Origin of the sequence: Cohaesibacter celericrescens (assembly GCF_002866925.1) — a bacterium.
Taxonomy (GTDB): Bacteria; Pseudomonadota; Alphaproteobacteria; order Rhizobiales; family Cohaesibacteraceae; genus Cohaesibacter; species Cohaesibacter celericrescens.
In genome coordinates this window covers 1-26,723 of the sequence record NZ_PKUQ01000023.1, presented here as the reverse complement: position 1 = coordinate 26,723, position 26,723 = coordinate 1, and the positions used below count along the sequence as shown (strand labels likewise).

General features: G+C 49.1%; 24 protein-coding genes and 1 pseudogene. 10 read left to right on the top strand and 15 right to left on the bottom strand.

The window, feature by feature from the left end; translation table 11 throughout:
- The coding region (locus C0081_RS13710; protein WP_210200506.1) for a hypothetical protein at positions 1 to 235 on the top strand (235 nt) is incomplete at its 5' end.
- Positions 236 to 881: 646 nt separating this feature from the next.
- Here the strand turns inward: C0081_RS13710 and C0081_RS13695 are convergent.
- The 9 genes from C0081_RS13695 to C0081_RS13655 form a co-directional block, all read right to left on the bottom strand.
- Positions 882 to 1,373 (bottom strand): hypothetical protein, encoded by a 492-nt coding sequence (locus C0081_RS13695; RefSeq protein ID WP_101534409.1) that lies wholly within the window; start codon positions 1,371 to 1,373, stop codon positions 882 to 884.
- Positions 1,370 to 4,039, bottom strand: coding sequence for a hypothetical protein (locus C0081_RS13690; protein WP_101534408.1), 2,670 nt, complete (start codon positions 4,037 to 4,039; stop codon positions 1,370 to 1,372). Before C0081_RS13690 ends, C0081_RS13695 begins: the two co-directional genes overlap by 4 nt.
- 111 nt (positions 4,040 to 4,150) lie before the next feature.
- Positions 4,151 to 4,882: an RDD family protein gene (locus C0081_RS13685; RefSeq protein WP_101534416.1), complete on the bottom strand. Its 732-nt coding sequence runs from the start codon at positions 4,880 to 4,882 to the stop codon at positions 4,151 to 4,153.
- 12 nt (positions 4,883 to 4,894) lie between these two features.
- Complete coding sequence (locus tag C0081_RS13680) at positions 4,895 to 5,563, bottom strand: hypothetical protein (protein WP_101534407.1); 669 nt, start codon at positions 5,561 to 5,563, stop codon at positions 4,895 to 4,897.
- Positions 5,564 to 5,952: 389 nt separating this feature from the next.
- A complete protein-coding gene (locus C0081_RS13675; protein WP_101534406.1) occupies positions 5,953 to 7,443 on the bottom strand; it encodes a nucleotidyltransferase family protein in 1,491 nt (496 codons plus the stop codon).
- Positions 7,440 to 8,168, bottom strand: coding sequence for a glycosyltransferase family A protein (locus tag C0081_RS13670; RefSeq protein ID WP_101534405.1), 729 nt, complete (start codon positions 8,166 to 8,168; stop codon positions 7,440 to 7,442). The genes C0081_RS13675 and C0081_RS13670 overlap by 4 nt, the downstream gene beginning before the upstream one ends.
- Positions 8,169 to 8,171: 3 nt before the next feature.
- Positions 8,172 to 8,930 carry a glycosyltransferase family 2 protein gene (locus C0081_RS13665; protein WP_146006467.1) on the bottom strand — a complete coding sequence of 253 codons (759 nt, stop codon included), beginning with the start codon at positions 8,928 to 8,930 and terminating at the stop codon, positions 8,172 to 8,174.
- A complete protein-coding gene (locus C0081_RS13660; protein ID WP_146006466.1) occupies positions 8,927 to 10,099 on the bottom strand; it encodes a phosphoenolpyruvate carboxykinase (ATP) in 1,173 nt (390 codons plus the stop codon). The genes C0081_RS13665 and C0081_RS13660 overlap by 4 nt, the downstream gene beginning before the upstream one ends.
- Positions 10,056 to 10,490, bottom strand: coding sequence for a PqqD family protein (locus tag C0081_RS13655; protein WP_101534402.1), 435 nt, complete (start codon positions 10,488 to 10,490; stop codon positions 10,056 to 10,058). The genes C0081_RS13660 and C0081_RS13655 overlap by 44 nt, the downstream gene beginning before the upstream one ends.
- 375 nt (positions 10,491 to 10,865) lie before the next feature.
- Between C0081_RS13655 and C0081_RS13650 the strand changes: the two genes are divergently transcribed.
- From C0081_RS13650 to C0081_RS13615, 8 genes are all read left to right on the top strand, one after another.
- On the top strand, positions 10,866 to 12,179 hold the full coding sequence (locus C0081_RS13650; RefSeq protein ID WP_280952878.1) for a twitch domain-containing radical SAM protein: 1,314 nt from the start codon (positions 10,866 to 10,868) through the stop codon (positions 12,177 to 12,179).
- A 491-nt stretch (positions 12,180 to 12,670) separates the two neighbouring features.
- On the top strand, positions 12,671 to 13,219 hold the full coding sequence (locus C0081_RS13645) for a recombinase family protein (protein WP_101534400.1): 549 nt from the start codon (positions 12,671 to 12,673) through the stop codon (positions 13,217 to 13,219).
- Between the two features lie 91 nt (positions 13,220 to 13,310).
- Positions 13,311 to 13,700, top strand: a complete 390-nt coding sequence (locus C0081_RS13640; RefSeq protein WP_101534399.1) for an MbcA/ParS/Xre antitoxin family protein — start codon at positions 13,311 to 13,313, stop codon at positions 13,698 to 13,700.
- Positions 13,697 to 14,401, top strand: a complete 705-nt coding sequence (locus tag C0081_RS13635) for an RES family NAD+ phosphorylase (RefSeq protein ID WP_101534398.1) — start codon at positions 13,697 to 13,699, stop codon at positions 14,399 to 14,401. Before C0081_RS13640 ends, C0081_RS13635 begins: the two co-directional genes overlap by 4 nt.
- 324 nt (positions 14,402 to 14,725) lie before the next feature.
- The gene (locus C0081_RS13630; RefSeq protein ID WP_210200505.1) at positions 14,726 to 16,024 is read left to right on the top strand and encodes an SIR2 family protein; all 1,299 of its coding nucleotides are present in this window, start codon (positions 14,726 to 14,728) and stop codon (positions 16,022 to 16,024) included.
- Positions 16,014 to 17,900 (top strand): ATP-binding protein, encoded by a 1,887-nt coding sequence (locus C0081_RS13625; protein ID WP_101534414.1) that lies wholly within the window; start codon positions 16,014 to 16,016, stop codon positions 17,898 to 17,900. The genes C0081_RS13630 and C0081_RS13625 overlap by 11 nt, the downstream gene beginning before the upstream one ends.
- A complete protein-coding gene (locus tag C0081_RS23585; RefSeq protein ID WP_101534397.1) occupies positions 17,901 to 18,110 on the top strand; it encodes a KTSC domain-containing protein in 210 nt (69 codons plus the stop codon).
- Between the two features lie 90 nt (positions 18,111 to 18,200).
- A complete protein-coding gene (locus tag C0081_RS13615; RefSeq protein ID WP_210200504.1) occupies positions 18,201 to 18,509 on the top strand; it encodes a DUF2130 domain-containing protein in 309 nt (102 codons plus the stop codon).
- A gap of 357 nt (positions 18,510 to 18,866) precedes the next feature.
- Here the strand turns inward: C0081_RS13615 and C0081_RS13610 are convergent, their stop codons facing one another.
- From C0081_RS13610 to C0081_RS13585, 6 genes are all read right to left on the bottom strand, one after another.
- Positions 18,867 to 19,757, bottom strand: a complete 891-nt coding sequence (locus tag C0081_RS13610) for a ribokinase (protein ID WP_101534396.1) — start codon at positions 19,755 to 19,757, stop codon at positions 18,867 to 18,869.
- A 2-nt stretch (positions 19,758 to 19,759) separates the two neighbouring features.
- Entirely contained in the window at positions 19,760 to 20,626 is an 867-nt protein-coding gene (locus tag C0081_RS13605) for an SIS domain-containing protein (protein ID WP_101534395.1), read from the bottom strand.
- On the bottom strand, positions 20,623 to 21,594 hold the full coding sequence (locus C0081_RS13600; protein ID WP_101534394.1) for an ABC transporter permease: 972 nt from the start codon (positions 21,592 to 21,594) through the stop codon (positions 20,623 to 20,625). The genes C0081_RS13605 and C0081_RS13600 overlap by 4 nt, the downstream gene beginning before the upstream one ends.
- Entirely contained in the window at positions 21,594 to 23,114 is a 1,521-nt protein-coding gene (locus C0081_RS13595; protein WP_245417952.1) for a sugar ABC transporter ATP-binding protein, read from the bottom strand. The genes C0081_RS13600 and C0081_RS13595 overlap by 1 nt, the downstream gene beginning before the upstream one ends.
- Positions 23,115 to 23,203: 89 nt before the next feature.
- Positions 23,204 to 24,241: a sugar ABC transporter substrate-binding protein gene (locus C0081_RS13590; protein ID WP_101534392.1), complete on the bottom strand. Its 1,038-nt coding sequence runs from the start codon at positions 24,239 to 24,241 to the stop codon at positions 23,204 to 23,206.
- Positions 24,242 to 24,279: 38 nt separating this feature from the next.
- The gene (locus C0081_RS13585; protein WP_101534413.1) at positions 24,280 to 25,275 is read right to left on the bottom strand and encodes a sugar phosphate isomerase/epimerase family protein; all 996 of its coding nucleotides are present in this window, start codon (positions 25,273 to 25,275) and stop codon (positions 24,280 to 24,282) included.
- 772 nt (positions 25,276 to 26,047) lie between these two features.
- On the opposite strand from C0081_RS13585, the pseudogene C0081_RS13580 reads away from it, so the two are divergent.
- Positions 26,048 to 26,488, top strand: a pseudogene (locus C0081_RS13580) (IS6 family transposase); the annotation flags it as partial.
- Positions 26,489 to 26,723: the final 235 nt, after the last annotated feature.

Here is a 26,723-nt window from a genome sequence, read left to right as displayed (position 1 = left end):
ACAAAAAAACTTTGCGACAGGGCCCCTAGCTGGCATGAACAAAGCCCTCATGGAAGAAGACAAAGAGTCGTTCAAGTATTTTCAAAAAGTCTGCTTTCTTCCCGAGAAAGGGCTGAAAGTGGATATTGTCGATAGCAAGTACCTAAATGAAATGAATAAAATCCGTGCTTTTAAAAATGGCCGGAAGCTCGAATGCTGGACCTACAGCGACAGCGTAGATAGAAACGCAAACTGAATTCTCATCACGACTTGGTTCGAAATAGAAAATGCTCTCTTACCAGCTCTTCGTCATTCTCGAGTTTTGTGCTGCTACTTGACGCGGCAACATCTAAGATTTTAGTCGCGACTTTAACTGGTAAACCGCCGACCTCCTCAGCAATAGCGCTGATCGCCTTAATTGCGCCTTCCAATCCGTTTTTTCTTATGCTCCTTTTTAAAATCCACCACCTGACCTGCGCCCCCAAAACTTCTCCAACTTTCTCTGGTAAATTCTTATACTATCTACAACTAAAAGCTGCGCAAATCTATGATTTTGTTCTACATAGCAGACATTGGATCAAGTTGCAGTATCCGGTACTCTGGGCTCGAACCGGACTGGTGCAGCGCATCATGGATTGAAGACAGTCATCCAGGTCGTGATTTGCAATCGCGGCCCAAATCTGCCGCTCGCTGGGAGCTAAATGTCTAAACCCGCTTCCCCATTCCTGACATTCGAACTAAACGCAGCAAATTTAGACGACTAGGTAACCACAACGCGGGCAAATTGTTGATTTGCCCAGGTATCGTGATCTGACGCTCTTTGGCCGGTATCAGGCTGTTTCTGGTGGAGATTTGGCGCGCTGGCAACTGCGAGAAGATCTTAGTCGAAGCAGCTTGCTTCATCAGTCTATTACTTCCACTTTCCCAATGCCATAGCGGAGACGGTTTGGTTTTTCTCGAATAGCCGTTTCTAGTTCTTCAGTGATCGGCGTAAAGGAGGTTATAACGCCTCCATTTGAGCGCACCGTTACAAAGACTCTTTGTTCCTGAACGGGATAGAAGTAAATCTGTCCCCCCACCATTGTGTTGGCCTCTTGTTCGGGAGTGTCAACGGAATGGCAGCTACCTGAAAACCGGTCAGAAGTCTTTTCAGTGAGCGCGTATTCGGTTTTGAAGGTGACCATCTTTTCTGTGGAGCGCGTTCCAGTGTTTAAGATGTTGACCTCGAGGATCACTGCAATGGCTTTGATATCAGAACTGAGGGCCCTTTCAGCATAAACCTGAGGCTGCATGAGTGCGTGGCTAGCACGAGCAAACAGCAATATCGCAATGACAGCCAGAAAAAAGCTCCCAATCCTTTTATTCAGTGCCAGCTTACACAGTGCGATCATCATCTTCCTTCCTCAATTCCATTTAGGAATTTTTCCGTCATTGCCTTCATTTGGCTATCGCTCATATTTGGGATGCGGTTCTTTATCTGTTTGGACCATTGATAGAGCGCGCGATTGGCGTAAAGCGCTCGTCCTCCCACTGCCTTAGCTTCAATGACACGGCTAAGTTTGTAGCCCTTGGCGGCTTGAATGAGCTTCTCCTGCTGGGTTGCCATCTCTGGAAGTTCTTCACGGAACTTATTGGCAAGATCTTTGCGAAAGTTCTCGACCTCCCGTTTGGCTATCCGTTCTGTAGTACCCTTATTGAACATTCGCGTCGGGGTACCAACCTCGATTACATCGTCACCACGGAGGCTATGAGTGATCTTGCCGCTTGGATCAAGCTTGTCAATACGACCCGAGGTTTGGTTCATGATATTCTTGAGCTTCAAGCCTGTCTCGGACCGAAACGCACCCGTCCCTTGGTCCCCACCATACGCATGGGCCTTGATATCCTGAGTTGTCAGTTTGCCGCCTGAGACCTGCTTGACTGCTTTGTCATAGAATTTAGAAAAGAGCTTCTCAGCGTCGCGCCCCTGCGGTGTCGCTGTACCCTTAGGAGTGAAGTCGATATCCGAAGAGCCACCGCGATAACTGTGACCCTTGCGCGCATGACTGCCAGTATTTTCAAAATGAGTAAGATGGCCCTTCAGATCCGGCCGCTCCTTGTAAAGCTGTCTGACAGCTTTTTCTCTTGCTGCCAGATCAAGATCATGGCGCACGGCATCCGTCACCTTCTTGGCCTTTTCGCTCAGATAGCGCGGGTTCTTCTTCAGTGCCTGAATGCCAGCCTTATAGGTCTCGCTAGTCGGATCGAGCCGCATATGTGGATTGATCTTGCGGGCATCAAACTGCTTACCAGCTTTGCCTAAAGTCTCATTGAGTTTACCAATTTGGCGAGCAGGATGGTTCGACGGCAATTTGGCTAGCAACTTTTTCTGTGTCTCGTCCCGGATGGCCGTTGATGAGCTGTTCCAGTTCCCTTTCACTTTGCTTGCTGCTTTTGCCTTTTCTTTTGCAGCTTTCGCAGCCTTTGCCGCCTGTGATGCCTCCCGCATCGTCTTTGCCTTGGAGAAAGCCCCGACCGTCAGCCTGTTGAGTACAAAGCCGAGAGTGCCCTGATAGACCCCTTCCTTGGTGCCTTCCCAGACAACAGACAGCTTGCTGGAACCCTTCTTGTTCGCCTCCCTAACGGCAGCATTATATGTATGGACTGTTGCCATAGCGGCGCCACGGGTCAGAAATGTATCCAAGGTCATCGCACCGGTTTCAGCGATGAACTGCTTCATTGTGTAATCGACTTTGAACTTGCCTTCCTTCTCCTGACCTTTGACGATCCTGTCCCAGTCGCCCAGCACGCCGTTCTTGTCGGTGTCGTCTATATCATTCAACTGGTCTTGCAAATCTCTCAGAAAACGTATGCGATCAAGGTCTGTCTCTCCACGGATCAGATTTTCCATCCTACCATCAAGCTTCTTCTTTTCCTCTGCGACATACGACATGATGATTGGCTGAATTTTGCGCTCCAGTCTGGAACGCAACCAGGCATCATGCAGCTTCTTGACATCTTGATCCTGCTGGCTTGGCTGTTCGTTGCGTCTTTTTATGTCCGCGCGGCGTTTCTTTTCCTGCTCATAAAGATTGCGCCCGATCCAACCGCCATCTTCGTCGCTCCAGACCTCGCCATACTCATTTTCATCGCCATCCTTCGGCTGAGGCGGCACATGCCCGTCCTGACCATTGCTAGCAAGATCATCAGATGTTCCGTCCCGGTTAGAAGATGGCGGTGGCGCAAACTGGCCTGTTGCCTCGGAATAGATCCAGCCTCTTTTGTCCTGAGCCCCTTCCTGAGGTTCGAACTCACCATAGCCATCCTTTTCCTTATAGCGCCAGCCGCGCACTTCGAAGTCCCGCTTCCATGCATCAAAGCCATCCAATGGTTGATCGATGGACACACCATCCTGCGTCGGTGCCTTGTCGGTCTGGGGAATGGCCACTGGTTTAGGGGGCTGGTAGGGTGCATCCGCTTTTGCAAAGCGGGCATCAAGATAACCATTGTCGATTGCATATCGCCGATATCCAGCAATGATAGAATAAGCGACTTTATGGAGCTCTGCCAATGAAATTGCATAATTCAGAACGCGGGTTTTTCTCGAAACATACTCAGTGTTTGCGATCGACCTCAAGTCAATGTAGAAATTGACCCGTCCAACATAGCAAGTGAACTGCAAAATTGAATTATATACACCACCATATTCATGCTTTTCGCTGGAATAGTGTTTCCAGCAATGCGCACCAGGAATGCTGGTTGGCAAAACCTCTCTTGCCTGCTGTTTGATATCTTTGATCGCGTAGTCCAAGGCATTTTGCGGGATCACATCACCGCGAACACTACCCTGACCGCTATTTGAGAAAACAATGACCGGATATTCCTTCGGATTTGTTCGGCCTTGTCGAAACACCGATACACCATTCCAACCCGTAAAATGATGATCATGCCAAGCAAAGCCGTTGGGCCAGTATTGAGCCGGAAGCAAAAAATCATCTGCATAGGCATTTGATAGGAGGATTCCAAGAAATGGAGCTGCCATCAGGGCAATGCGCGTCAAAAATTTACTTATGTGTAACATGAGACATCTCCCTTTCATTCTAACATTATCTTCTTGCCTATCGTCACCATCAAGCCGGGGCATGAGACATTTTCTTGTCACCCAAGCCGCCACGTCATGGTCATCTCAGCCCTAAATATCCCAGGCATCCTTGCCTTTCTTGATACCCCAGGAAGAACGGAACTTGAGCTTTCCATCCTGATCTGGGTCAGGGTCCGGGTCCGGGTCCGGTTTATCACCAGAGCGATAGACATAGGAGCCCTTGGCCGGTTTCCTTGCCTTGCGGATCACCACCGTTTCCGCGATCCGGTCGCCAAGCCGTTGTTTCTTCTCGGAACGCGACATCAGAATGATGCCAATCAAGTAGAGGAAAACCCCATCAATGATCCGAAGGAAGTTGCGCGTGAAAGCTTGCCTCATGGTGCAGGGCGACCCGTCAATTGAGACAACCTTGATACCCATCACCATCTTGCCGAAGGATTGGCCGTTTCTGCCTTCGGTCAACACGAAGTAGACAAGCGAGAAAGCAAAGCTCAGCAGCATTGTGACAAGGGCTGGAGTACCTTCAAGAACAAAGCCTTCCTCGGTGATGCTACCCACTTCCCCTGCCACCTGCATGCCGACGGCATAGAAAATGATGAAGACGATGACCAAATCAAATAGATGAGCGACGAAACGCCTTCCCAGCCCGATATATTCCGGTGCTTGCTCAACTGAACTTTCAAGGACTTCTGCTTTGCGCGGACTAACTTCTGCTTGATCATTGCTTTGCGCATCTTCGCTTGCCTGAATGACAGCTCCACAGGAGGGGCAGAACTTCGCGTTTTGAGGCAACCTTGTGCCGCATTCGGTACAAAATGACATAACTTCCCTCCCTCAGTTCAGTTTCTCGTCGTATAGGCGGATCGAGTTGAACATTGACCAAACGAACAGTTCATTACGTTGAGATTGAGTCGCCCGAGTTAGGAAACCAAAGCGATAGATCAGGTACTTCGTCTCAATAAAAAAAGTAAACTCATGCAGCAGTTTGCCGCTCTTCTGATCTGGATATTCGGTATGGAAATACTCATAAGCATGGCCATCCTGAGTATCCTTGAACTGATAAAGTAGACGCTGTGACGCTATCGTTGTGTCCAGGTAAGGGGCGGTCATGTCGTCAAGAGCAGAATAGTCCGTTTTTGCTCCTAGGAAGACGCCAAGAAGCATGCCCACTGGTGGGTCTTCCTTGCCCGTTTCGTCTTTACCGACGAACAGCAACGAGTAGCCATTTTCTTCCTCAATCAATTGTCCCGTCCAAAACTCTGGGATTGCGAGACGAAAACCTATCGGTTTGGTTCCATCACGCTCAATGGAGGCTGGCAAACCTATGTCACGGGTGTCAGCCCAATGAAATGCAAAAGGCGCATCATTGGGAAGCGAAGTTGCTTGTAAAGAAGTGATGGGTACGAGAAGGAGTAAGGCGACACTTGCCAAACAAACCACCGCTACCAACCACTTCCCCAACGAACTGGCGAATGCTTCTAAATAACAAATGCCGCGCATCATTCGATCCTCCCCAATCAGAATGCCCCGAAGGGACTGGCAGGCGCTCGGAACTGGCCCTTTTTATGTTAGGTTAACTTGAGACTTTCTGCCGTTCCGGTGTTCCGCCTATGATAGCATGACCACCGGGCATTAGAATTGATACAGTTCGTCACCGAGACATGTGTAGCAGGGCCTAGCATCTGTAGTCTCTTTCAAGCTTCATCGAAATGCTGATGTCTACCCTAAGCTCATTGCGGCCTAGTGAAACGCGATACAAATGTGGCCGACTTGTGGGTGCCACCACATGAATTTACGGCCCAAAGCCGGCATTCGCCATTTGGAAAATGCGGAGGTGCAGCTTTCGTATTGCTGCCATTCGTGCGAGCAGCAGCATTTTCAGAGACTAAGGACTATCCATTCTCTGTGCTTTTGAATTTCAGCAATGCAAAGGGGGTGGCGTCGTTCAATTCCCTAACTTCGTTGTTAGCATCTCTAGACATAACTCTGCGTGGCCGGGCTTCAAGCGTTAGCTGAACGTCTTGCGAGGCCGCGTCGGTTGGCCAGTTTGGAAAATGCGCTGTTTTTATTTTTGCAGTAAGGCAAAGCATACAACTCTTGTGCCGATGCTTGTAGGTAAGCCGTGCAAGGTGCTGATCATCCGTATTGAGTTCAAACTCATAGCGCCGTGTCTTATCGATCACCGGGACAAGCAACTCAATCGTTAGATCGGTGCTTTTTGACGACACCGTATGGGTAGCCTTGAGAGTATATTCTGGCTGCAAACCATCAGTTTTATATGGTATCGCCGTTAGAGAGATTGAGAGTAGAACATCTGCCATCTGTGCTCGTGAAGCTCTGCGCCTTGCCCGCAGGCGTCTTTGCTTGAAGAATGATCGTAGTAGATCTGATGCAATTCCATGGTCTTCCTTGGGCCGAGCTTGGAACAGAGCAGAAAAATACTCTATCGGCGTTGATCGTGAGGAACGCACCAGCTTTTTAAAAATATCTTTCGGGACATTGATATTGAGCGCCGAACTCAAATAGCTCAATGTTATCAATGCATTTACATTCAGATCAAGACTCTGGCAATAATTTAGAAACAGCGTCCAGTCCACTTCACCGGTTTTGATGATCGCAACACAATCAAGCAGCCAATCAGAATGGGCGTGCCCCTCAACACTGCCATGCTGAATGGCAATCAACAGCTGATCTGTTTGTCCCGGCACACGAACCCTGTTTCCCTGAAAATCGACATATTTGGACCGTTTCCAGACCTGCTGATCATAAGACGCGGAACGGCCCAACTTATGAACAACGCTTTGGTGAAGATCGACGTCACCAAAATCGCCCTTGCGGAAATTGAGGCCTGTCATTGCGCTTGTATGAGCTCGGCAACGAAGTAGAGAAAAACCATTATCTGCTTGCCAACCGTTGTGGCAAAGAATCTCGATGGCCTGCTTGAAATGGGAAGGCTGCACCATGATATCAACATCATTAGCAACGCGACCTTTCACAGTAACCGCTTCTTCTAGTGTTCGCGCGGCTCCTTTGAAAATAAGACAATCGATGCCTTCGCGTTGTAAGGCCGCAATCGCTGGATCAGCGACCTTAAGGGCAAGTTTTGACTTGGTCCAAAAAACCCGGACAAGTCCATTCAGACGACCGCGATTGTCAACATCAAAGCGGCTGCCTGGAAAGCGTTCGGCAACGGCAAGTAATAGGCGTTGTTCAGCCCAACTCACGTCATCGATGTCGTGATCTCGCATCCAGCGCGCAAAAATTTGGAAAGCCAATGTTTCGTCAGGGTGCGCGGCGGCTAGTATCAAAGCTTCAAGGCTGTTTTTTGGCCAAGCCCAGCTGGGGGATGGGAAAATTCTTTTGCGTTTGTGGCTCGTGGTCATTTGTTTCCTGGTCCCATGCCGGAGCCCTGTTCCCCTTGGGCTTTCAATAACGCCCGCTTGCGCAGGATGGCCTGCCGTGCGGCTTCTAGATACCCCCGATCCCGGCTCACATCGCGGTGAAAGCTCAAGCTTGAGGGATGAACCCGACGATGGGCCAAAATGTCTGGCATCATAGTCAGATTGGTGCCCCCCTCTTTGAGCCGCGCAAGCCAGTCAACCATGTCCCCAAATTTGAGGGCAGCATCAAGCAATGGGCCATTGCCCAACGCAATGTCTGTTGGCATGCACATCGTGGATCGTATCCATCCGTCCTTAACTTGGCCAATTTCCGGATGTCCATCTAGCTGGTCGGCAAAAGCTGGATCAGCAAAGGATACAATTTTGCAAAAAACCGCGGTTTTATCTGAGGCTTTTTGCAAAATAGCCAATTGGCGCTCCACCTTGCCTGGGGACCAGAGGTCATCAGAATCGAGCGTCGCCACGAACTGGCTTTTGACGGCCTTGATTCCGGCAGTCGTAGCGCCGCCCGGACCGGTGTTTTCCTGTTGCAAAATCCGAACGGGACCAGACACTTGTCGAGCAAGAATTACCGTGTCGTCTGTCGAGCCATCATCGACAACAATAATTTCCTTTGCGGCTATGGTTTGGGATAACACCGTCTGAAGAGTGTCACTGATGCTCTTGGCGGCATTATAGGCGGGAATAACAACGCTGTAGTCGTTCATAGCTTACGCCCATCTTGGATTGCGTGTGAAGGCTTTGATGTCAAAGACATCCTGAGGCATCTGAAAATCTGGCCCAAGTACTTTGCGTCGCTTGGAAGATTTCAACAAAGCCCGAGAGAACTCTCTTACCACGGTGGATTTTTCACGGGTGAGGCCACCACCATGCTTTCGGTAGTAATATCCGATCTCACTGGTCACCATAAATTTGGGTTGGCTCTCAAGAGCCCGCAGCAGAAAATCGGTATCCTCAGCCTGAACAAAATCTTCGTCAAAGCCACCAAGTGACTGGATGAATGACGTCTTGTAGAGTCCCGCACCAAGATGTATGCCGCGGACATCCAAAGTGTCGCTGTTTTCTGTGGGTTCCAGTAGAGCTCTGTCCATTGTTTCAAAAAGGCGCAGTGTAGAATAAACAAGATCCAAATCAGGATTATTGCGGAAAGTCTCGATATCCCTTTCAAATCGCCCCATTGGCGAAAGATCATCTGAATCAAGAAAAGAGACCAGATCAGCATCAGGTGCGATATGCGCCAGAGCGATGTTGCGTGCCCGGGTCACTCCGCCGTTTTCAGTCTCAACCAATTTGATTTCATCGAATTGATTACTCATGCGGTGCAAAATGTCGCTGGTGCTATCTGTCGAGCCATCATTGATCACGATAATTTCCATCTCGGCGGCGTTCCGCTGACGGAGAAGAGACTGCAACGCAACTTCAATATAACTGGCTGCGTTATAGGCTGGCATCATGATTGAGAGCTTCACTGCAATTGCCCTTTGATTAAATCGCGCAAACTATCCGCAATTTCATCAGTTTCAGCCCCCAAATCCATATGAAAAGCAGGCAGGTTGCGGCAAATGCTTCCTGAAAATTGCATGGTCCGCTGCCAATCTCCGGTTAGTTGATACAGGTTGGAAGGGGATAATTTGAGCATGGCTTGCATGCCCGAGGTTTTGGTGAAACTGGTCTTGTCACCGTGGCTAATACGAGGCAGAAGGGCTGCCTTGATTTTTAAGTGCGGCGCACGCATTCCGCGCCCCAGCGCGGCAAAATCGAAGCTGTATTTGTTCTGCCAGTTTGGCCCTTCAAACAAGGCCTCGTCAGGGTTGAGCCCCAGCCGCGCCAGACCTTTGGCATCCTGTTTCATCTTGGCAATAACAGGGCGGACCTCAACGCTCTCACCTTGAAGGGAGGCCAACACATAGTCATCACCGACGCTATCCATCCCCGAAAGAATGGCGGCAAGCGTTGTTCCCGATTTTCCAGAACCGCCTGGGCCAACAATCAATACACCATCGCCGTCAACTCCAGCAGTACCCGCATGAAGCAAACCTTGTGATGTCTCCTGGCAAGACCAATGAATGAAATTCCGCAAAGGAAAGGACGCCTCCCAAGGTGGGACAGAGCCCTCACTGCGCAAAATATAGAGCCCGCGCTTGGCCTCATGATCGTAGAACTGCCAGAGGTCATGGTCTGGGTCGTAAATACCTCGAAGTTTCTCCTGCTCCATGGCTTCCACAAAGGCTTTGGTAGAAAAGACCTCGGTATCCCAGCGTGCTGACAGCAAGGACGGAACCGAACGTCGATCCAGGATTATCACTTCCGTCGCCTCTGCCTTTGCGCTTTCGTTGAAAGGCTCCAGCACTAGGTTTTCTAGGCACAGATCGAGATAAAAACGAGAGGGAGACCGCAGTTTCAGGCAACGCCCAACCACGCAGAAATACTCCTCAAACCAACTATCGGTGTCCAGATTGTCGATGCATGACCAAAGCTGTCTTGCATAGTCCGCAGCACTGTCAATCGTGAGTTTGAAGGGGGCAGGACGGGAGGTCATTTCAAAGCCTTTGGACAGATCTACAGCACGGGTTTGAGGCACAACGCCGAGGGAATTATTCGGGTTTGCGCACAGGCCAGCCCGCTTCTTCTTCCACATCGTGGATAGGGTCAGCCAAGATAAGATCTGCAAGGTCGTCAAACATGTCTGTCTTAGGTGCAGTGGTCAATGCAAGCAGTTCTGCCTTGCCGTCGTTGGGCAGAACCTTATCATCCAAACCGTCGCTCGCCTTGATTAGGCCTTTGCTTACCAGATTGGCGACAAAGGCCTCGATCTGGTTCACCCTTAGGTTTGGGTGTGCTTCAAATGTGTCAAGGATTGACTTGGGGCAGACCCCGTCCATAAGCAGCTTCCAAATGAGAGCGGCGCTGCCATCGACGGCGTGGTACTCCCCCGATGCAAGATTGAGGATAACATATTCACCGTCAAACTCTTCAAAAACAATGTCTTGATTGGCGACAACAAATACAAATTTGGACTGTCTTATCATTCAGATAGTTGATGGTTGTCACCACGTTGCGGGCAACAATTCCATTCCTTTAAAATATCTTTGTTGATGATCAGGTTTTGTGCGTTTTGCATAATGATAACGATGTGTTTTAGTAGATTTTACAGATAGCTGTCAATCCACCTCAATTGGTCTCGTATTTGCGGAACCATTCTGTTTTGTCCGAAAAACATCCACTCCATGGAGCACGATATAACTATCTCAATCTACAGATTTGGATCAATCTATCCGTCACCATTGCAACACCAGTTCACCGAGATCTACTTCCTAGGCATTTAGGCTGGGCGAGGCTGGAAATAAAATAGACAAGCACTGTAATCATGATAAATACCTATCAGTTTTGAACAATGACCCGCGGTGAGTAACTTGGCACATAATCTTCCTTCCAGTTTTTGCGTTATGCCATTTCTCGGCCTTCACGTCGGTACAAAAGGGGAAATATCGCCTTGTTGTGAGTTTGATGGAGAATGGGGAAACGTCTCCAATACAGTATTCAACTCAGCGCGCCAAAGCATACAGGCTGTTGCGGATAGAGACGCTTTCATAAGAGGAGACGGGCGCAGTGTCCGTCCCTGCTGGAAGTGCTTCGAGCAAGAGAACGCAGGTGGCACCAGCCTCCGACAAAAATTCAATCATGATTTTGCGAAGTTTCTACCTGAGCATTCGGAAAGCGGCGGAGTTTTGAATGAACTTTCCTCTCGTTCAGGCCCTGCCTATTTGGACATCCGATTTTCAAACCTATGCAATTTCAAGTGCCGATCCTGTTGGCACGGTTCATCATCAAGCTGGTTCAAGGATGCCAAAGATTTAGGCACCAATTTGGGTGAACGTGCAGAAATCCGAAGCATCAGTTCCACCGCACATTTGCTGGAACAAATAGAGCCACAACTGGATTCGCTTAGACATGTCTATTTTGCTGGTGGTGAGCCTTTAATGATCGCCGAAAATTATCGGTTACTTGAAATCCTAATTACTCGCAAGCGCACAGATATTGAACTGGCATACAATACAAACGGTTCGGTGCTAGAATTGGCAAAGTCTTCAATGCTAGAGTTGTGGGGTCATTTCCCAAAGGTCACAGTAGAACTCAGTGTTGACGCCACACGACCTGAAGCAGCCTCATTAATACGCAGTGGCTTTAGTTTTGACATATTCACTCGAAATGCCATGGCCATTCGGATGCAATGCCCTCACGTAAAGCTGAGATTTGGCATCACAGTGTCTGCGTTAAACTTACAAGAGCTACCGCGTACCCTCAACGATTTGCGGATGTCTTGTGGAGCAGGGCCAGGTGATTTCAGCATTCACGCTCTTCAATCGCCGAATTACATGCGACCATCTGTGTTGCCTAAAAAAATCAAAAAACGCGCATTGGCGAAGCTTAAAGATTTTGTCGAGAATATTGACCCAGAATGGGGAAATGAAGACCAGCGCGATGAATTGATCAAGCAAATAGCGGGTATCAGTGGCGCAACGGACAAAAAGGCGCGACGCAGTCATTACTTCAGACTGGCTGAGACCCAAAAGAGACTGGATACACTACGAAAAGAGAATACGCTGCGTGTCCTACCGGATGTTTTCCCTAAAAACCGCTTTCCCCAACCTGATCTCTTTTCTGTTAGGTTGCGCGGCCTCTATCGACGTTTCCGAACACTCTCGAGTGGGGAATAGTGCTAGCCGGCATCAACGTCATGTCCGAGTACACAGATGAATTTTTTCATAGTCAAAGTGTTCGAGACGGAGCTTTTGCAAAACGCTGAAGGTGAATATGTCTTGCCTCTTAATCCAAATTCTGAAGTCATCTCGAAGAGATAGGCACCGTGCGAGTTTGATGTGCGGAATGTAACAAATTGGGGTGTACGGTGCGGCAAGTTCAAAATCCGCCCCGGTTCCGATGTGCAGTAAGGTTGCCTGAATGTCCGCTTAAACAAGGGGCTATTGAGATCTCGCATCTGCAGCGAATTCACACTCTCCGCCCTTTGCAGTAATTGATGCAGAGGTCTGCGTGTCGAGCACAGAGAGTGTCCCGCATTGCTGAAATTGGCTCTCGCTGGTGCATAATTCATGAATTACGCTCCATTTTAAAACTGTAGTCTTTTCAAAGCTCTCAAGTGGTGCATAATTGCGGTGCGCATTACATTGGGCCAAAGGGGCAATTCATCATGAAAATTGGCTATGCTCGGGTATCGAGTGAAGGGCAGAATCTTGACAGGCAGATTGCCGCTCTTAAGGCAGAAGGCTGCGAGAAGATTTTCCGTGAAAAGGCTTCAGGCAAGAGCTTGAAGCAAAGGCCCCAATTGAGCCGAGCGATTGATGCCCTCTCACATGATGACATTTTGGTTGTCGCTGAGTGGGATAGGGCTACGCGCTCGATGCAAGAAGGAATTCACATAATCCAGCGAATTGCAGATCGCCAAGCAATGATGAAGGTGCTGGACAAGCCGCACCTGGATCTCACGACGCCATTGGGAAGAGGATTGATTGCCCTGTTGTCTGCGATTGCAGAAGATGAACGGGAACGGATTGCCAGGCGAGCGGCAGATGGCAGACTTGCCGCCAAGAGTAAGGGCGTTCGATTTGGTCCCAAACCAAAGCTGACCGAGCATCAGCAGTCTGTAGCTTTGGAGCGCCTTGCATCCGGTGAGAGCTGTCGAGCGATCGGCAGAGATATGGGCGTTGCGCACACAACAATCTCTCGCTTAATGGCGTAAGTAGCACTAACTCATTTCTTGGCTAGAAATTGTCCATATGGACTTTACAATGAGTCCATATGGACTTATATTGACAATAAAGGAGAGCGCTATGCAGAATACCGCCAAAGCATTTGCTCAGGTCGATATTAAGGCCGTTGCACTTAAAGCTTACGCAAACGTTTGTGACGAGTGGAAGCTCAATCAAAAGGAAGCTTCATCACTTGCCGATATGTCCGATAGCACATGGAAGCGAGCCAAAAAGCCGGGCTTCACCGGAGATCTCACGAAGGACCAACTCCTTCGCCTCAGTGCGATCATCGGCATCTTTAAGTCTCTCGATCTTTATTTCTCAAAACCGCTGTCCAGAGAGTGGATGACGCGTCCCAACACTGGACCGCTTTTCCGTGGCCAGCGGCCAATTGATGCCGCCGTCGAGGGGGGGCTTCCACAGATTCTGCAGGTTCGCACTTACCTTGACGCCCTTCGGGGGGGAGCATGAAAAACACGGAAATTGCTGATCGTGCCCTAGTCCGTCTGATCCCTGCAACTTACCACAAGCCACCCTCACTCCGCGGGCTAGTCGACACGGACGACGAAATGGAAGTGCTTGCGGAAATCGAGGGATGGACGAGCGCACGATTGAGTGCGGAGAAAGGGAAAAGCTTGCACCTAGATCTTCGCGAGCTTGCATGGAAACGAAGAGGGGAAGGGCTCCGGATTTACGGAAACACACACGTTAATGCAGCTTTCACCTACACCCGCACGGGCGGGAACCGGTTCAACAGCGAGATACGCGGAGCTTGGTACTGCGCGTGGGATACTCAGGTCTCGGTAGCTGAAGTTGCTTATCACAGGAACCGGGAACTAGAGTACACCGGAAGCTTTCACGACACTGCACGTTATGTTGAGATCCTCGCTGACTTTATCGGAGGGTTCGACGACATAACGGATGAACCGCAACATCCTGCCCTAGATCAAGATATATTGATCGGATATCCAGAAGGTCAGAGTTTAGCGCAGAAATTGATGCGTGAGGGATCTCTTGGTTTAATCTACCCTTCGGTTCGTGCATTAGATGGAAATTGCCTCGTCTGCTTTGATCCACACGCAATCCAAAACGTTCGTCCTGGCGCGTCTTGGGATCTAGTTTGGAGTGGGACACCTAATTATTCGGTTACAGGAGTGGTAACACCTGAGTAAAACTGAAGCCGCCAACCTCTTTCTACGGGCAAGCTTAGAACCCCACCTTCGCTCTAATCTAGAATAGTAGTCCTCTATTGTCGAACTAGGGAACGGCAAAAGAGGGCGGGAAGCGGACCATCGCTGCGAACACACAGATTCGGCCTCTCGATGACAAAGCAGACGTTCACTTTACTAACAGACATTGCACCATCACCACCGTCACCAGAAAAGATGACGCCTAAAAATGCGTGGACGGGCAAATAAGCCAGAGATTTTACCCTAAAGATAGTACGCTCTGAGGTTGTATTAGATCGATATTTAAGTAAATATCGAGAAACAAAAGTGAAGCGAATTAGTAAGTACTTTGAAGAATGCAAGTTCAGACATTGGGTGAAATTTAAGGAATTTATCGCTGTGATTCACAAGCATGATCCAATCCGGCACCTCAGCTATCTGAGACAATCTCTTTCACAGGATAATGAGGCTATTGGTTTCTTCATTTCAGCTGGATGCCCTCTCGCTGTTCCTATGCCTAGCGATAAATGGCCACTCATTCCAGACGTCAAGAACTTAACGATAGCAATAAATGCGGTTTTGGCAGCGGATAACGAGTACTCATGCTTGCTTCGTGAGCTTGAAAAGTCTGGCAAGAGCCGTGAAAACATCGAAGACGTATTGAGTTTTTTACGTAGTTTGCTTGCTGTTTCAAAAGGAGGTGAAGTACGAGGACTTACTGAAGGAGATTTGAACAAACTTGAGAAAAAGATATGCGACGAGATCGTAAAGAAATTGGATGTAGTTCACCCAAACGATGAGACGCCCTATCACAGCCTTTGCAAATGGGTTGGTTCTATCGACCGAAAAATCGCGATTGAAATTTTCACCACCAATTATGATTTATTGCTTGAACAAGCATTGGAGGAGTTGGAAGTTCCCTACTTCGATGGATTTGTAGGGTCGTGTAAGTCTTTTTTCGACCTTCGTGCAGTTGAAGACAACATGATACCCGAGCATTGGTCTAGGCTCTGGAAAATTCACGGATCGATAAACTGGCATCAAGAACAGAAGGGAGATGAACGTGTCGTTTGGCGATCCTCTTCACCCAAAGATGGCGCATCCCACTTAATCTACCCTTCGCACCTCAAGTACGAAGAGAGCCGGAAGATGCCATACTTGGCACTGATCGATCAATTGAATCGCTTCATTAGGCGGAAATCGTCGTTCCTCATACTGAACGGATATTCCTTTAATGATGGCCACTTAAACGATGCAATTGTGAATGCCTTAAAGTCGAACCCAACCGGAATGGTCTTGGCACTGCAATATGGGAGTTACGAAAAATCAGAAAAAGAGGGTGGCGGTGAAAGGTACCCAAATGCCAACCGACTCGCAAAAAGGCAACATAACTTAAATGTATGGACGGATGACAAAGCGATTATCGGAACAAACCTCGGTGACTGGGGTAAAGCGAGATCTACTGAAGCCGTCGACACAGATCTGCTGAGCTTTGTTAATGCAGTCACTGTTGAGGGAGGCGGAGGTGCAACAGTGTCTCATGTTAAGCTAGGGGATTTCTTGGAGTTCACGAACTTTCTGAAAAAATTCATTGGCCTAGATGTTGGTGATCAACTTGAAAAATGATGAAAGTTATCTTGGAGACGTTCAGGATGTAAGCGGGACAACAGTCAGTATCGCCATGTCAATCAAATCATTGACTGGCTTCGTTTACATTGATGGGCAAGGGTATCGAGCGGGGCAGATTGGAAGCTTTGTTCGAATTCCAATTGGCTTTGATAATCTCTTTGGTATCGTCAGCCAGGTTGGTGCTAGCGCCGTTCCTGAAAATCGCAAAGATTTTTCTGAGGGCAATCGTTGGATGACGATACAATTAATCGGTGAAGGGCCGCGAAATGGCTCCTTCCAACGCGGTTTGTCGCAATACCCAACAATCGGCGATAAAGTTCACCTCGTGTCTGAAAGAGAGCTCAAAGGTATTTACGGTCAACCTGATAAGCCATATTTTGTTCGCCTTGGGCATATTTCTAACGCTGAATCTATTCCAGCCTTAGTGGATGTAAACAAATTGATTACCCGGCATTCTGCAGTTGTCGGCACAACTGGATCGGGTAAATCCACGACGGTTGCAAGTCTAATGAACGCCCTTTCAGATACAAAAAATTACCCAGCAGCTAGAATTGTTATGTTGGATATTCACGGTGAATACGGTCAAGCCCTAAAGGAAAGGGCAAACATCTTTAAAATCTCTGCTGGGTCGCGGGGGATGGCATCAGAAAAGAAACTTCTTTTGCCCTTCTGGGCGCTGAGCTTTGAAGAATTGTGCCTAGTCGCATTTGGCGAATTCGGTAACGAAAAAGACAAGAACATTGTGATGGAGCGCGTCTACCAATACAAGTTAAAGTCCTTAATCAAGCATCCAAGGAAAGGTGTCACGAAGGATACATTAAGCGTAGATTCGCCAGTACCTTTCAGTTTGCACGACTTGTGGCTAGAGCTCTTCATTGACACCTTTGGCACCTATCATAATCCGAAGGGCCGAGTGGGCGATCCTCGTAGCAACCTAGCCTATGAATTGGGGGCTGATGGTAAAGAGCTGAAAGGTGATCCCTATCGAGGAATTCCTCCCACCTTCAAGAGTGTCGTGACCGATGCAGGTGAAGACAAGATAAATTGGTTGCCGGGCTTATTAGGCCTAGGTAAGCAAGTTTTGCTTTTGGGTACAAAGCTGCGAATTCCTCGCTACAACTTCATATTTAGCCCGGATCACTTCCTGCCAGCTTCCGACGGGAAAATTCCCACTGATGTTGATGAGCTTTTAAAGGATTGGTTGGGCAGCGACAATCCTATTTCAATCTTGGATCTATCTGGCGTTCCCGCTGATACATTGCAAACGACAATTGGGGTCATGCTGCGTTTAATCTATGACGCGATTTTTTGGGCACGAGACCTTTCACAAGGAGGGCGCCATCGCCCTCTGCTTATCGTCATGGAGGAAGCGCATATTTATCTTAACGATGCCACCAAGAATATGGCTTCCTCGATTGTCCAAAGAATCGTCAAAGAAGGCCGTAAATATGGCATCGGAGCTATGATAGTGAGCCAACGCCCATCAGAAATTGATCCGACGGTACTCTCTCAGTGTGGTACATTCTTCGCTTTGCGGCTCACTAACGCTTCAGACCGCTCACACATAGCATCCGCCATGTCAGATAATTTGGATGGTCTGACAGGAATGCTGCCAATTTTGAGAACTGGTGAAGCTATCATTTTGGGAGAATCCGTGAAGTTGCCTATGCGGACGACTATTGAGCCTCCCCCGAAGGACAGACGTCCAGATAGTCAAGACCCTATTGTTTATGATGAGGTATCACTGGATGAGACCGAAAGCCCTGGCGGTTGGGGCATCAAAAATGAAACCAATCCACGGTACGATGAGATTGTCGAAGCATGGCGAGCTCAAGATCCTAAAGTTTCAAAAGTTGTAAAGGCGAAAAAGTAAATGGAAATGACTAACGTTGACTCATCAAACGTAGCCGCAATTGGCTTCGATGAAAGCTCGCAAACATTGCAGGTAGAGTTCAAAAATGGAACTGCTTACCAGTACTTTGATGTGCCCGAAGCTATTTATGACGGTCTGTTGTCTGCTGCCTCGGTAGGCCAGTATCTTCACCAGCACGTCAAAGGTATCTACCGATACTCTCGAGTTTGAATTTCGGTTGGCATTGCCCTATTAAGTGCTGAATTGGCTGCGAGCTACTTTTCCCATTAGGACAATTTCTGTACTTTAGGAAATTGCACTATGAAAACAGTGGCGGGGGCAAAGGGCCGGGCTATGGGACAAGAAACCAAGATGGAGATGATCTACGACTACTTGACTGGAACACAATTCAAACATCGTGTCGATTCGATCGTCGAGCGTTTCGAGGATATGCAAGACAATTTACGCAAAGAACGAGTATTTATCGAAAAGCAATGGGCACTACGGGCCAAGCAGATTGACCTAGTGATTGCGTCCGCGGTCGGTATGCATGGTGATTTGCAAGGGCTTGCAGGGCGGTCGATGCCTGAAATCAAGAGCGTTGAGGGATTATTGATCGAGAATGGTTAATAAGGTCCGCAGGGCCCTCTTAATGGGACGAATGTCTCCTTTGACAGGCTGCATTGCAGCATCAAGATCGGATGACGAGAGTCCGCAAAGGGCCGATTCCGTTGAAAAGGCCCCATGACTATCTCAGGTAAATTATTGAAAACATTTTTCTTATGTGAGGACCTTTGAGGAAGAGATTTTATGTTACAGACCTCCTGAAAATCGTATTCTACAAAACCCACTGCTAAGTATTTTCTGTCAATTTCTGCAACAAAATCGGTCGGGAGCGACAGCGGTTCTGGCTCAGATGACAGTGTCTTTTCTGCATCACCACACTACGGCTAAGAGCCCTGCAAAATCGTATCCTCATTACGTTCATTAATAAGCAATCAATTCAAGTTTCTTTCCTGAAACATGAAGATAGGCAGCTCGCGTGGCTCGCTCGCAGGCGATGCCCAGTGAAACTCCGCTTGCTAACGCCGTGGAGAGCGCTCCGGTAAACACATCCCCTGCCCCATGACTCTGGGGTTTTTCGACCGGAATTGCAGGAATATGTTGGGCCGTGCCGCCAATTTCACAAAACGCTAGGCCATCTCCCCCTATGGTGACCACAGTTGCCGTCCCGGTATCTGCGACAGTCTTTGCGGCGATCAGGGCATCGCTGGCGTTGTCGACCAGCTTGCCGGTCATTTGCCTTGCTTCAACGGAGTTGAGAATAACAACATCGCACAGTGAGATCAGGTTTTCGTTGTCAGGACGCATGGGTGCTGCATTCCAGACGACCTTCAGCCCGGCCGCCCTTGCGGCGACAGCAGCAGCCACATTGACTTCTTCAGGGATTTCATTCTGAAGAATAAGCACCGATCCCCCAGCCCAAAGTGATGCATCTGACACATCTTCAGGCTGCAAACGCGCATTGGCTCCAGACACAACAACAGCGGCATAATCACCATCCGCATCCGCGATGGCGACGCTCATGCCTGATCCGGCCGTATTGCAGATGACAAGATGATCGCTGTTCACACCCACCTGTTCCAGATGGGTGCGTAAAAATGTACCAAAATCGTCATAGCCAATTGCTCCGATAAACCGGACATCTGATCCTGTTAGATGAGCGGCAACCGCCTGATTGCCCCCCTTGCCACCAAATTTTGGTGACCAGTGCGAGCCCATTAGAGTTTCGCCCTTTTCCGGCTGTCGATCAGCATTGACCATGATGTCATAGTGAAGCGAGCCGACGGCAACGATGGAAGGGGGCGTATTTTGCATGATTAGGAGTGCTTCCGTTTGTTTGAAACGGCCATCGTGGTGCGGGCAAGCCGTTCGTTGGCCAACTCACCATCAAGGCGAGCCACCTGTACAAAGACAACATCGAGAATATTGAGCTGGGCCACTCTTGCTGCAGCGTTCTCTCCGAGAAGCGGGCCGCCCTGAGCGGTAGATGCAAGCGTAATATCGGCAATCTCGGCTAAAGGCGATCTGTCATAATTTGACAAAGCAATAATGGTGGCTCCGTTGGATTTGGCATAGTCTGCCCCTTCCAAAACTGCCGTCGTGGTGCCTGAATGAGAAATGGCAAGCACAACATCCTGCTTTGTAAGGACGGATGCTGACATCATCATCATATGGCTGTCATCTTGCACTGTGAAACGTCGGCCGATCCGCAAAAATTTGTGCGAGACATCGCGCCCTATCTGCGCCGATCCACCCACGCCATAAATATCGACATGGTTGGCTTTGGCCAAAGCTTGTGCGGCACGCTCCACTGCATCTATATCGAGAATTGCCAGTGTTTCCTCAAGGGCCTGAACGGACGTACGAAAGACTTTGGTGGCAATACTTTTCAGTCCATCATCCGGTGAAATCTCACTATAAAGATCTGCACTATGCCCTTTTCTGTAGCCAAGAATGGCAGACTTGAGTTCACTGAACCCGTTAAACCCCATTTTTTTGGCGACTTTGACAACAAGTGCTTCCGAGACTTCTGCTTTTGTTGCGATTTCCTTGATAGGTGTTTTCTCTTCAAGAAACTCGTATTCCGTCAATACCTGAGCCAGACGCGCTTCGGTATCTGTCAGCGTGGGCAAACTCATACGAATTTTTGCGACGGCCTTCGACGCTCCGACATAGTCGTTCATGCTTTCCCCTTTGCAAGTCGGTCAATAAGCATGGCAACGATAATGATGATCCCGGTTGCGAGCAATTGATAAAAGGCTTGTACATTCATCAAGGTCAAACCGTTTCGCAATCCACCAAGAATGACGGCACCCATGAGTGTACCGACGATGCTGCCGCGCCCACCCATCAACGAAGCCCCCCCGATAGCTGAAGCCGCGATGGCATCAAGCTCCCACAAATTGCCCATGATTGGTTCTGCAGCACCAAGGCGCCCGGTCAAGATGAGAGCTCCAACGCCAGCGAGCGCTCCGGAAATCATGTAGACGCTGATTAATGTGCGCTTGACGGGAACACCCGCAACATGGGCAGCTTCTCTGTTGCCACCAACTGCGAGAACATATTCACCGAATGGGGTGCGATTGAGTACAAACCAAGCAAGAAAAGCAAAAACCGCAACAATGATCACAGGGTTGGGAATGCCCATCATGCTACTGGTGAAGATAGAGCGAAACTCTTTTGGCAGGCCAAAAATCGGGTTGCCACCGGTATAGATGAGCGAAAGAGCGCGGTAGAGAGAAAGGCCACCAAGAGTGACAATAAAGGGCTGCAATCCTGCATAGGCAATCAGAATACCATTAAACAAACCTGTCAAAAGACCGACGCCAATGGCAACACAGAGCGCGATAGGAACCGGCACTCCGGCGACAAGCAAGGAAGCGGTTATCACGGCAGAGAGCGCTGCGGTTGGCCCGACAGACAAGTCAATGCCGCCTGAAATAATCACCATGGTCATGCCTAAAGCGATACAGGCATTGATCGACGATTGCTGCAAGACATTGAGAAGATTTGGCCCGGTCATGAAAGACGGCGACAACAAAGCGAAGATACCAAAAATAACGATCAGACCGATCAAGACACCTGCATCGCGAAAACTGGATATGAATGAAAGCTTCGCACGCGGAGCGGGCTCTACGGATTCTATGGTCATTATGCTACCTCCTCTTTACGGACAGCGCTTTGCGTGCCCGGAATCGCAGCCTGTGCGATTGTTTCTTCACTCATCTTGTCTCTTGCTAGGTTTGCGCTGATTTCGCCCTCACGCATGACCAAAACGCGATCTGCGAGGCGTAGCAATTCAGGCATTTCAGAGGACACAACAACGATTGCCTTGCCTTGGCTCGCCAATTTTTCAATCAAAGCATAGATTTCAGCTTTGGCACCAACATCCACGCCGCGAGTCGGCTCATCAAACAGCATGACCTCCACACCGGAAATCAACCAGCGTCCAATGATCGCCTTTTGTTGATTGCCTCCTGAAAAATCGCCGATAGGCCGCTCTATATCCAGAGGCCGCAAATCCAGATCTCGCATTTGCGCATCCACGTCCCTTGCAATGGCACTCGATTGGATAACGCCAAATTTGCTGAAATTATCCAGTGTTGGCAGGGTGACATTGCTGGCAATCGACCGCATCGGGATGATGCCGTCGCGCTTGCGCTCTTCAGGAACCAACCCGACGCCCGCATTGATAGCAGCGCGGACATTGCCACCGGGTATTGGCTTGCCAAGGGCTATGACTTGGCCCGCAGAGGGCGCATCGACACCGGCAATCAATCGCATGAGTTCGGTCCGTCCGGCACCAACCAGTCCGGCAATACCTAGAACTTCTCCGCGGTGAAGCTTGAAACTACACGGCTTGACCTCAGGTTCGCTTGCCAAACCTTTGACTTCCAACAACACTTCTTTGGTCACATGGGATGTGTGCACTGTATGCAGGAGCTTGCGGCCAACCATCCGTGCCACAACGTCATCACGCGTGACATTTGATAGCGAAACTGTATCGACAACTTCTCCATCACGCATGATGGTCGCGGTTTGGCAGAAACGAAATATTTCGTCCATACGGTGGGAGACATAGATCACAGAAACATTCTTGCTGCGCAAGCGCTGAATAATCACTTCCAGTTTGTCCACTTCTGATGGCGTGAGACTCGAAGTGGGCTCGTCCATGGCAACGATCTGCGCTTCGTCAATGAGGGCGCGCGCAATTTCTACCAGCTGCCTTTGGGCCACGCGCAGGTCACCAATTCTAGCGGCAGGGTCAATGCCCGGATCCAAATCGACAAGCACTTCAGCGGCAATGGCCTCTTGGCGTTTGCGATCAACGATGAGTCCGCCAAAACGGGTGAGAGATCGCCCCAGAAACAAGTTTTGCGCGACGGTCATTTCTGGAACATGTTGTAATTCCTGATGGATCATCGCCACCCCAGCGCGTTGCGCCGTCATGGGGCCGTTATTCTGTAACTCTTTGTCGTTGATAAAAATGCGGCCGGCACTTGGCAGATAAACGCCACAAAGGCTTTTAAGAAGCGTCGATTTGCCCGCACCATTCTCGCCAACCAGACCATGGGCCTCACCAGCGGCGACTTCAAAAGAAACAGAGCGTAAGGCATTGATGGAGCCAAATGTCTTTGAGACGGAGTCAAATGTCAAACGGGCCTGTGTCACAGCCACCCCTTTCATTGCATACTTGTGATCTGTATGGAAAGTGACCGGTCGACTTAGATTGAAGCCGACCGGCGTCGGGAGGATAGGTGTTACTGGCTCAAGATTGCCTTACGGAGTGCTTCACCTGTTGATGCGAACACATCGATATTGTCTGAGGTAATAAGCGCCTGAGGGGTAGCAACAACGCGGGGGATATCGTCACCATTGACCAGACGCAGCGCCACTTCCATGGCAATTTCACCGGTCAGAACAGGGAAGCTGTCAATTGTTCCTGTCAACTCACCCGCACGGATAGACGCATAAGCATCGGAGATGCCGTCGGTACCGATCACGGCAACTTTGCCCAATTGATCAACCGATTTTACAGCTTCAACCACACCAAGTGCCATGCCGTCATTGTTGGCATAAAACCCCTTCAGATCAGGATGCTGCTGCATAATGGTGGCTGCTGCATTGTAGGCCAGTTCGCGGCTCCAGTTGGCCGGTACACTCGCTACGATTTCAAATTTGCCATTGGCTTCTATGGTTTCGGTGAATCCGGCTGTGCGCTGACCTGCAGCAAAAACACCGGCCTGCCCTTCGATGATGGCCAATTTGCCGCCCTCTGGATAGGCTTTGATCATCCAGTTAGCAGCCCGAACACCATTGTCTTTTTGCACGTTGCCAACATAGTGTGCGACTTGCGGGATTACAGCATCATTAACGTTGATGACTGGAATGCCCTTGTCTGTTGCCACTTCCAAAGCAGGCTGCAAATTGACGTCGGTTTGAGGCGAGAAAAGCAACGCATCATAGCCTTGTGTGATGAGGTTTTCAGCCATGGCCAGCTGGCCTAGTTGATCGCCTTCATCTTGTGCGGCTTGATACACAACTTCAACGCCATGCCGGTCAGCAAAGGCTTTATATCCCTCACCCAAGGAACGCCAATATTCGTTAGCAAGGGTTTTTGATACGCCACCAACCCGGGTCCTTTCTTTGGGAGCCTTAAAGGCACCAAAGCGGGCTTCAAGTTGAGACCAATCCATGCGGTCAGCTTCTGTATCCGAATTGAGCGGAGCCAGCTCCTGAGCGGATGCTGCGGACACTCCCAAAACTGCAGCAAAGACGCAAGTTGCAAGATACTTCATAGAATTCTCCTCCAAGAAAGCTAAGATCGGGCTAAATACTAGCTACGATCTGGCGCAGCCCCAAACAGGGCCGAATTTACGATCTCCAAGCCGGAGACCGAGTTTTGCCGAGCAAGTGCTTCACTCAGCTGGTTGTCCTTTTCAAGCCGCTCGCAAACAGAGAGCAGTCTATCGCAGGTCTTGATATTCTCAGCGCACTCAGCAACGGGGTCGAGCTGGGCTGTATCGGGAAAAGTGTCGAAATAGATTGGACCATTAAAGCTGCTGCGACGGATTTCCATGAGCAACTCCAAAGTCGCATGAGGATGAACGGCAGCGACCATGAGTCCATCGTCCCGTTTGCCATAGCCATCATTGAGATGCAGGCCTAACAAGCGTGAATGACGGTTGATCAGGGTGGCGGCATAAGCAGGCTGCTCTGACGCGTAAAGCGAGTGGGCAAAATCAAGCGTTACACCGGTATTGCTGCATCCAACATCTTTAAGCAGCAAGATCGTTGTCGTGGCATCAGGAATGATTGAATGGCCGCGCGGATCGTCAGGTTTGTATTCGATTGAAATGTCACAGTCGGGGTCGTGATTGGCAACGGCCTCAATACCCTCGACCATAAAGTCCCACATTGCGGTATAATCGGCCTGAAAATTGACTTCGAAGCCGTCCTGCCCGGGCCAAATAGTCATCAGATTGGTACCCATTTCCCGAGCAGCATCAATCCCACGTTTGGTCAGCTCAATCGCCTCGATCCTCACAGATTTATCCGGATTTGTGAACGCTCCAGCTTTAAACTCAGGCAAAGAGTAATATCGCATAGCCAAACCGCTCAGGCAGATATTGGCCTCATCCAGAGCCCGTTTGACCTCTTTTTCCATACCAACCACATGATCGGGGTAATTCAGGTCCACATCCGTTAATCCATCAACGGTTGCGGCCCTTTTTATTATATCAATTGGGGAAATTTTTCCGCTGACTTCGGGCCAAAAAAGGTTTGGCGCCGATGCAAAGGAGTTCAACCTGGTTGCATATCTTGAGGTCATCGGTTTCTCCGCAAATTTTTCTGTTTTCACTTCCATGGTTCACAGTTTACGAATATTTTGTGTATTGTAAATATGAATTCCAGAAACCTTGAAAAATCTGTGCAAAAGCTGATGTCTTTAAGAATTGAAATACAACATAAACATGCCTTGAGCGCTGATTGTAAATTTACGGGCATTTATGCTCAGTTCATTGATTCACATATTTAAAATTCAATATGCTTGGAGGGACGGATTGTTAATTGGATGCCGCCTGTTCCTGCGCTTTCTTCTGGAGGGACTCAAGGCCTTAAATTATCAAGGTCAACTTGCCTTATCCGGTGATCTGGCCGGACTGACAGGTGGTGTCTAACGCCTCGGCATGCAAAATGTCTTCGATCTGCGAAACCTCCAGAAGGCTGTATTGCATTCTTTTGCAAGAGCCTGGAACGGGCTTTGATTTTTATTACCTGTGATTATCTGGATGGTGTCAGCATCTAGGCACCAGCGTTGAGCAAATTCACATTGAGACTACATCAGACGTTTGTTTATAAATCGCACGGCGACGCGAAGAATTTGCAACCTTGCCTAACCTAAAATGCTGCACGATACACAAATGGCAAGTTTGATGGGCTGCATCGCAGCATTGGTGGCAGGACGAATGTCGGCTAATGGGATGTACCGGCTGCTTCCCCCAGCTCAGCAGGTTATAGTTTGTCTATTTCACCTGCAGACAAGGAGAAGTGAGATGCCGAAGAAAACAATTGATGCGTTGATTTCGATTGGCATCGATATTGGCAAAAAGCACTGGCTCTGGCGGGCAATTGACGCCGATGGTGATGTGCTCGACATTCTCGTTCAAGCCCGCCGCACCAAGGCTGCCAAGCGCTTTTTCTGCAGGCTGGTCAAACAATTCGGTGAGCCGCGAATCGTCGTAACGGACAAACTACGTAGCTACATCAAACCAATACAATGTCTGGCACCCGATACGGACCATCGGGCTCATAAAGGTCTGAACAATAGGATTGAAAACTCACACCGTCAGGCTAGAAAACGCGAGAAGATCATGGGACGGTTCAAATCACCTCGTCAAGCACAACGCTTTCTGTCGGCCCACGATCAAATAAACACCATCTTCCTTCCTCGCCATCATATCCCGTCAGCTTCATCTTATTGCCATGCAAGGGCTGATGCTTTCAGACTGTGGTCCGATTATACCGAAGAAAAGACAGCCTGATAAACGACTGGTACCCCCTTCCAACTCGCAACAAACAACTTGGCAATGCCGAAAATCCCCATACACCAGTTTTGCTTATAGCTCGTAGACCAGTGCAATTTTTACCAAATATGAACCAAACTTCCTAACGAGATTTTGAACTTTTAGGTCTATTTTTAGCGATCTAGATTGACATGACAAAGGGACTGATTGTGGCTGCCAAAAAAAATTTATTCGAGCGCAATATTGTTGCTTT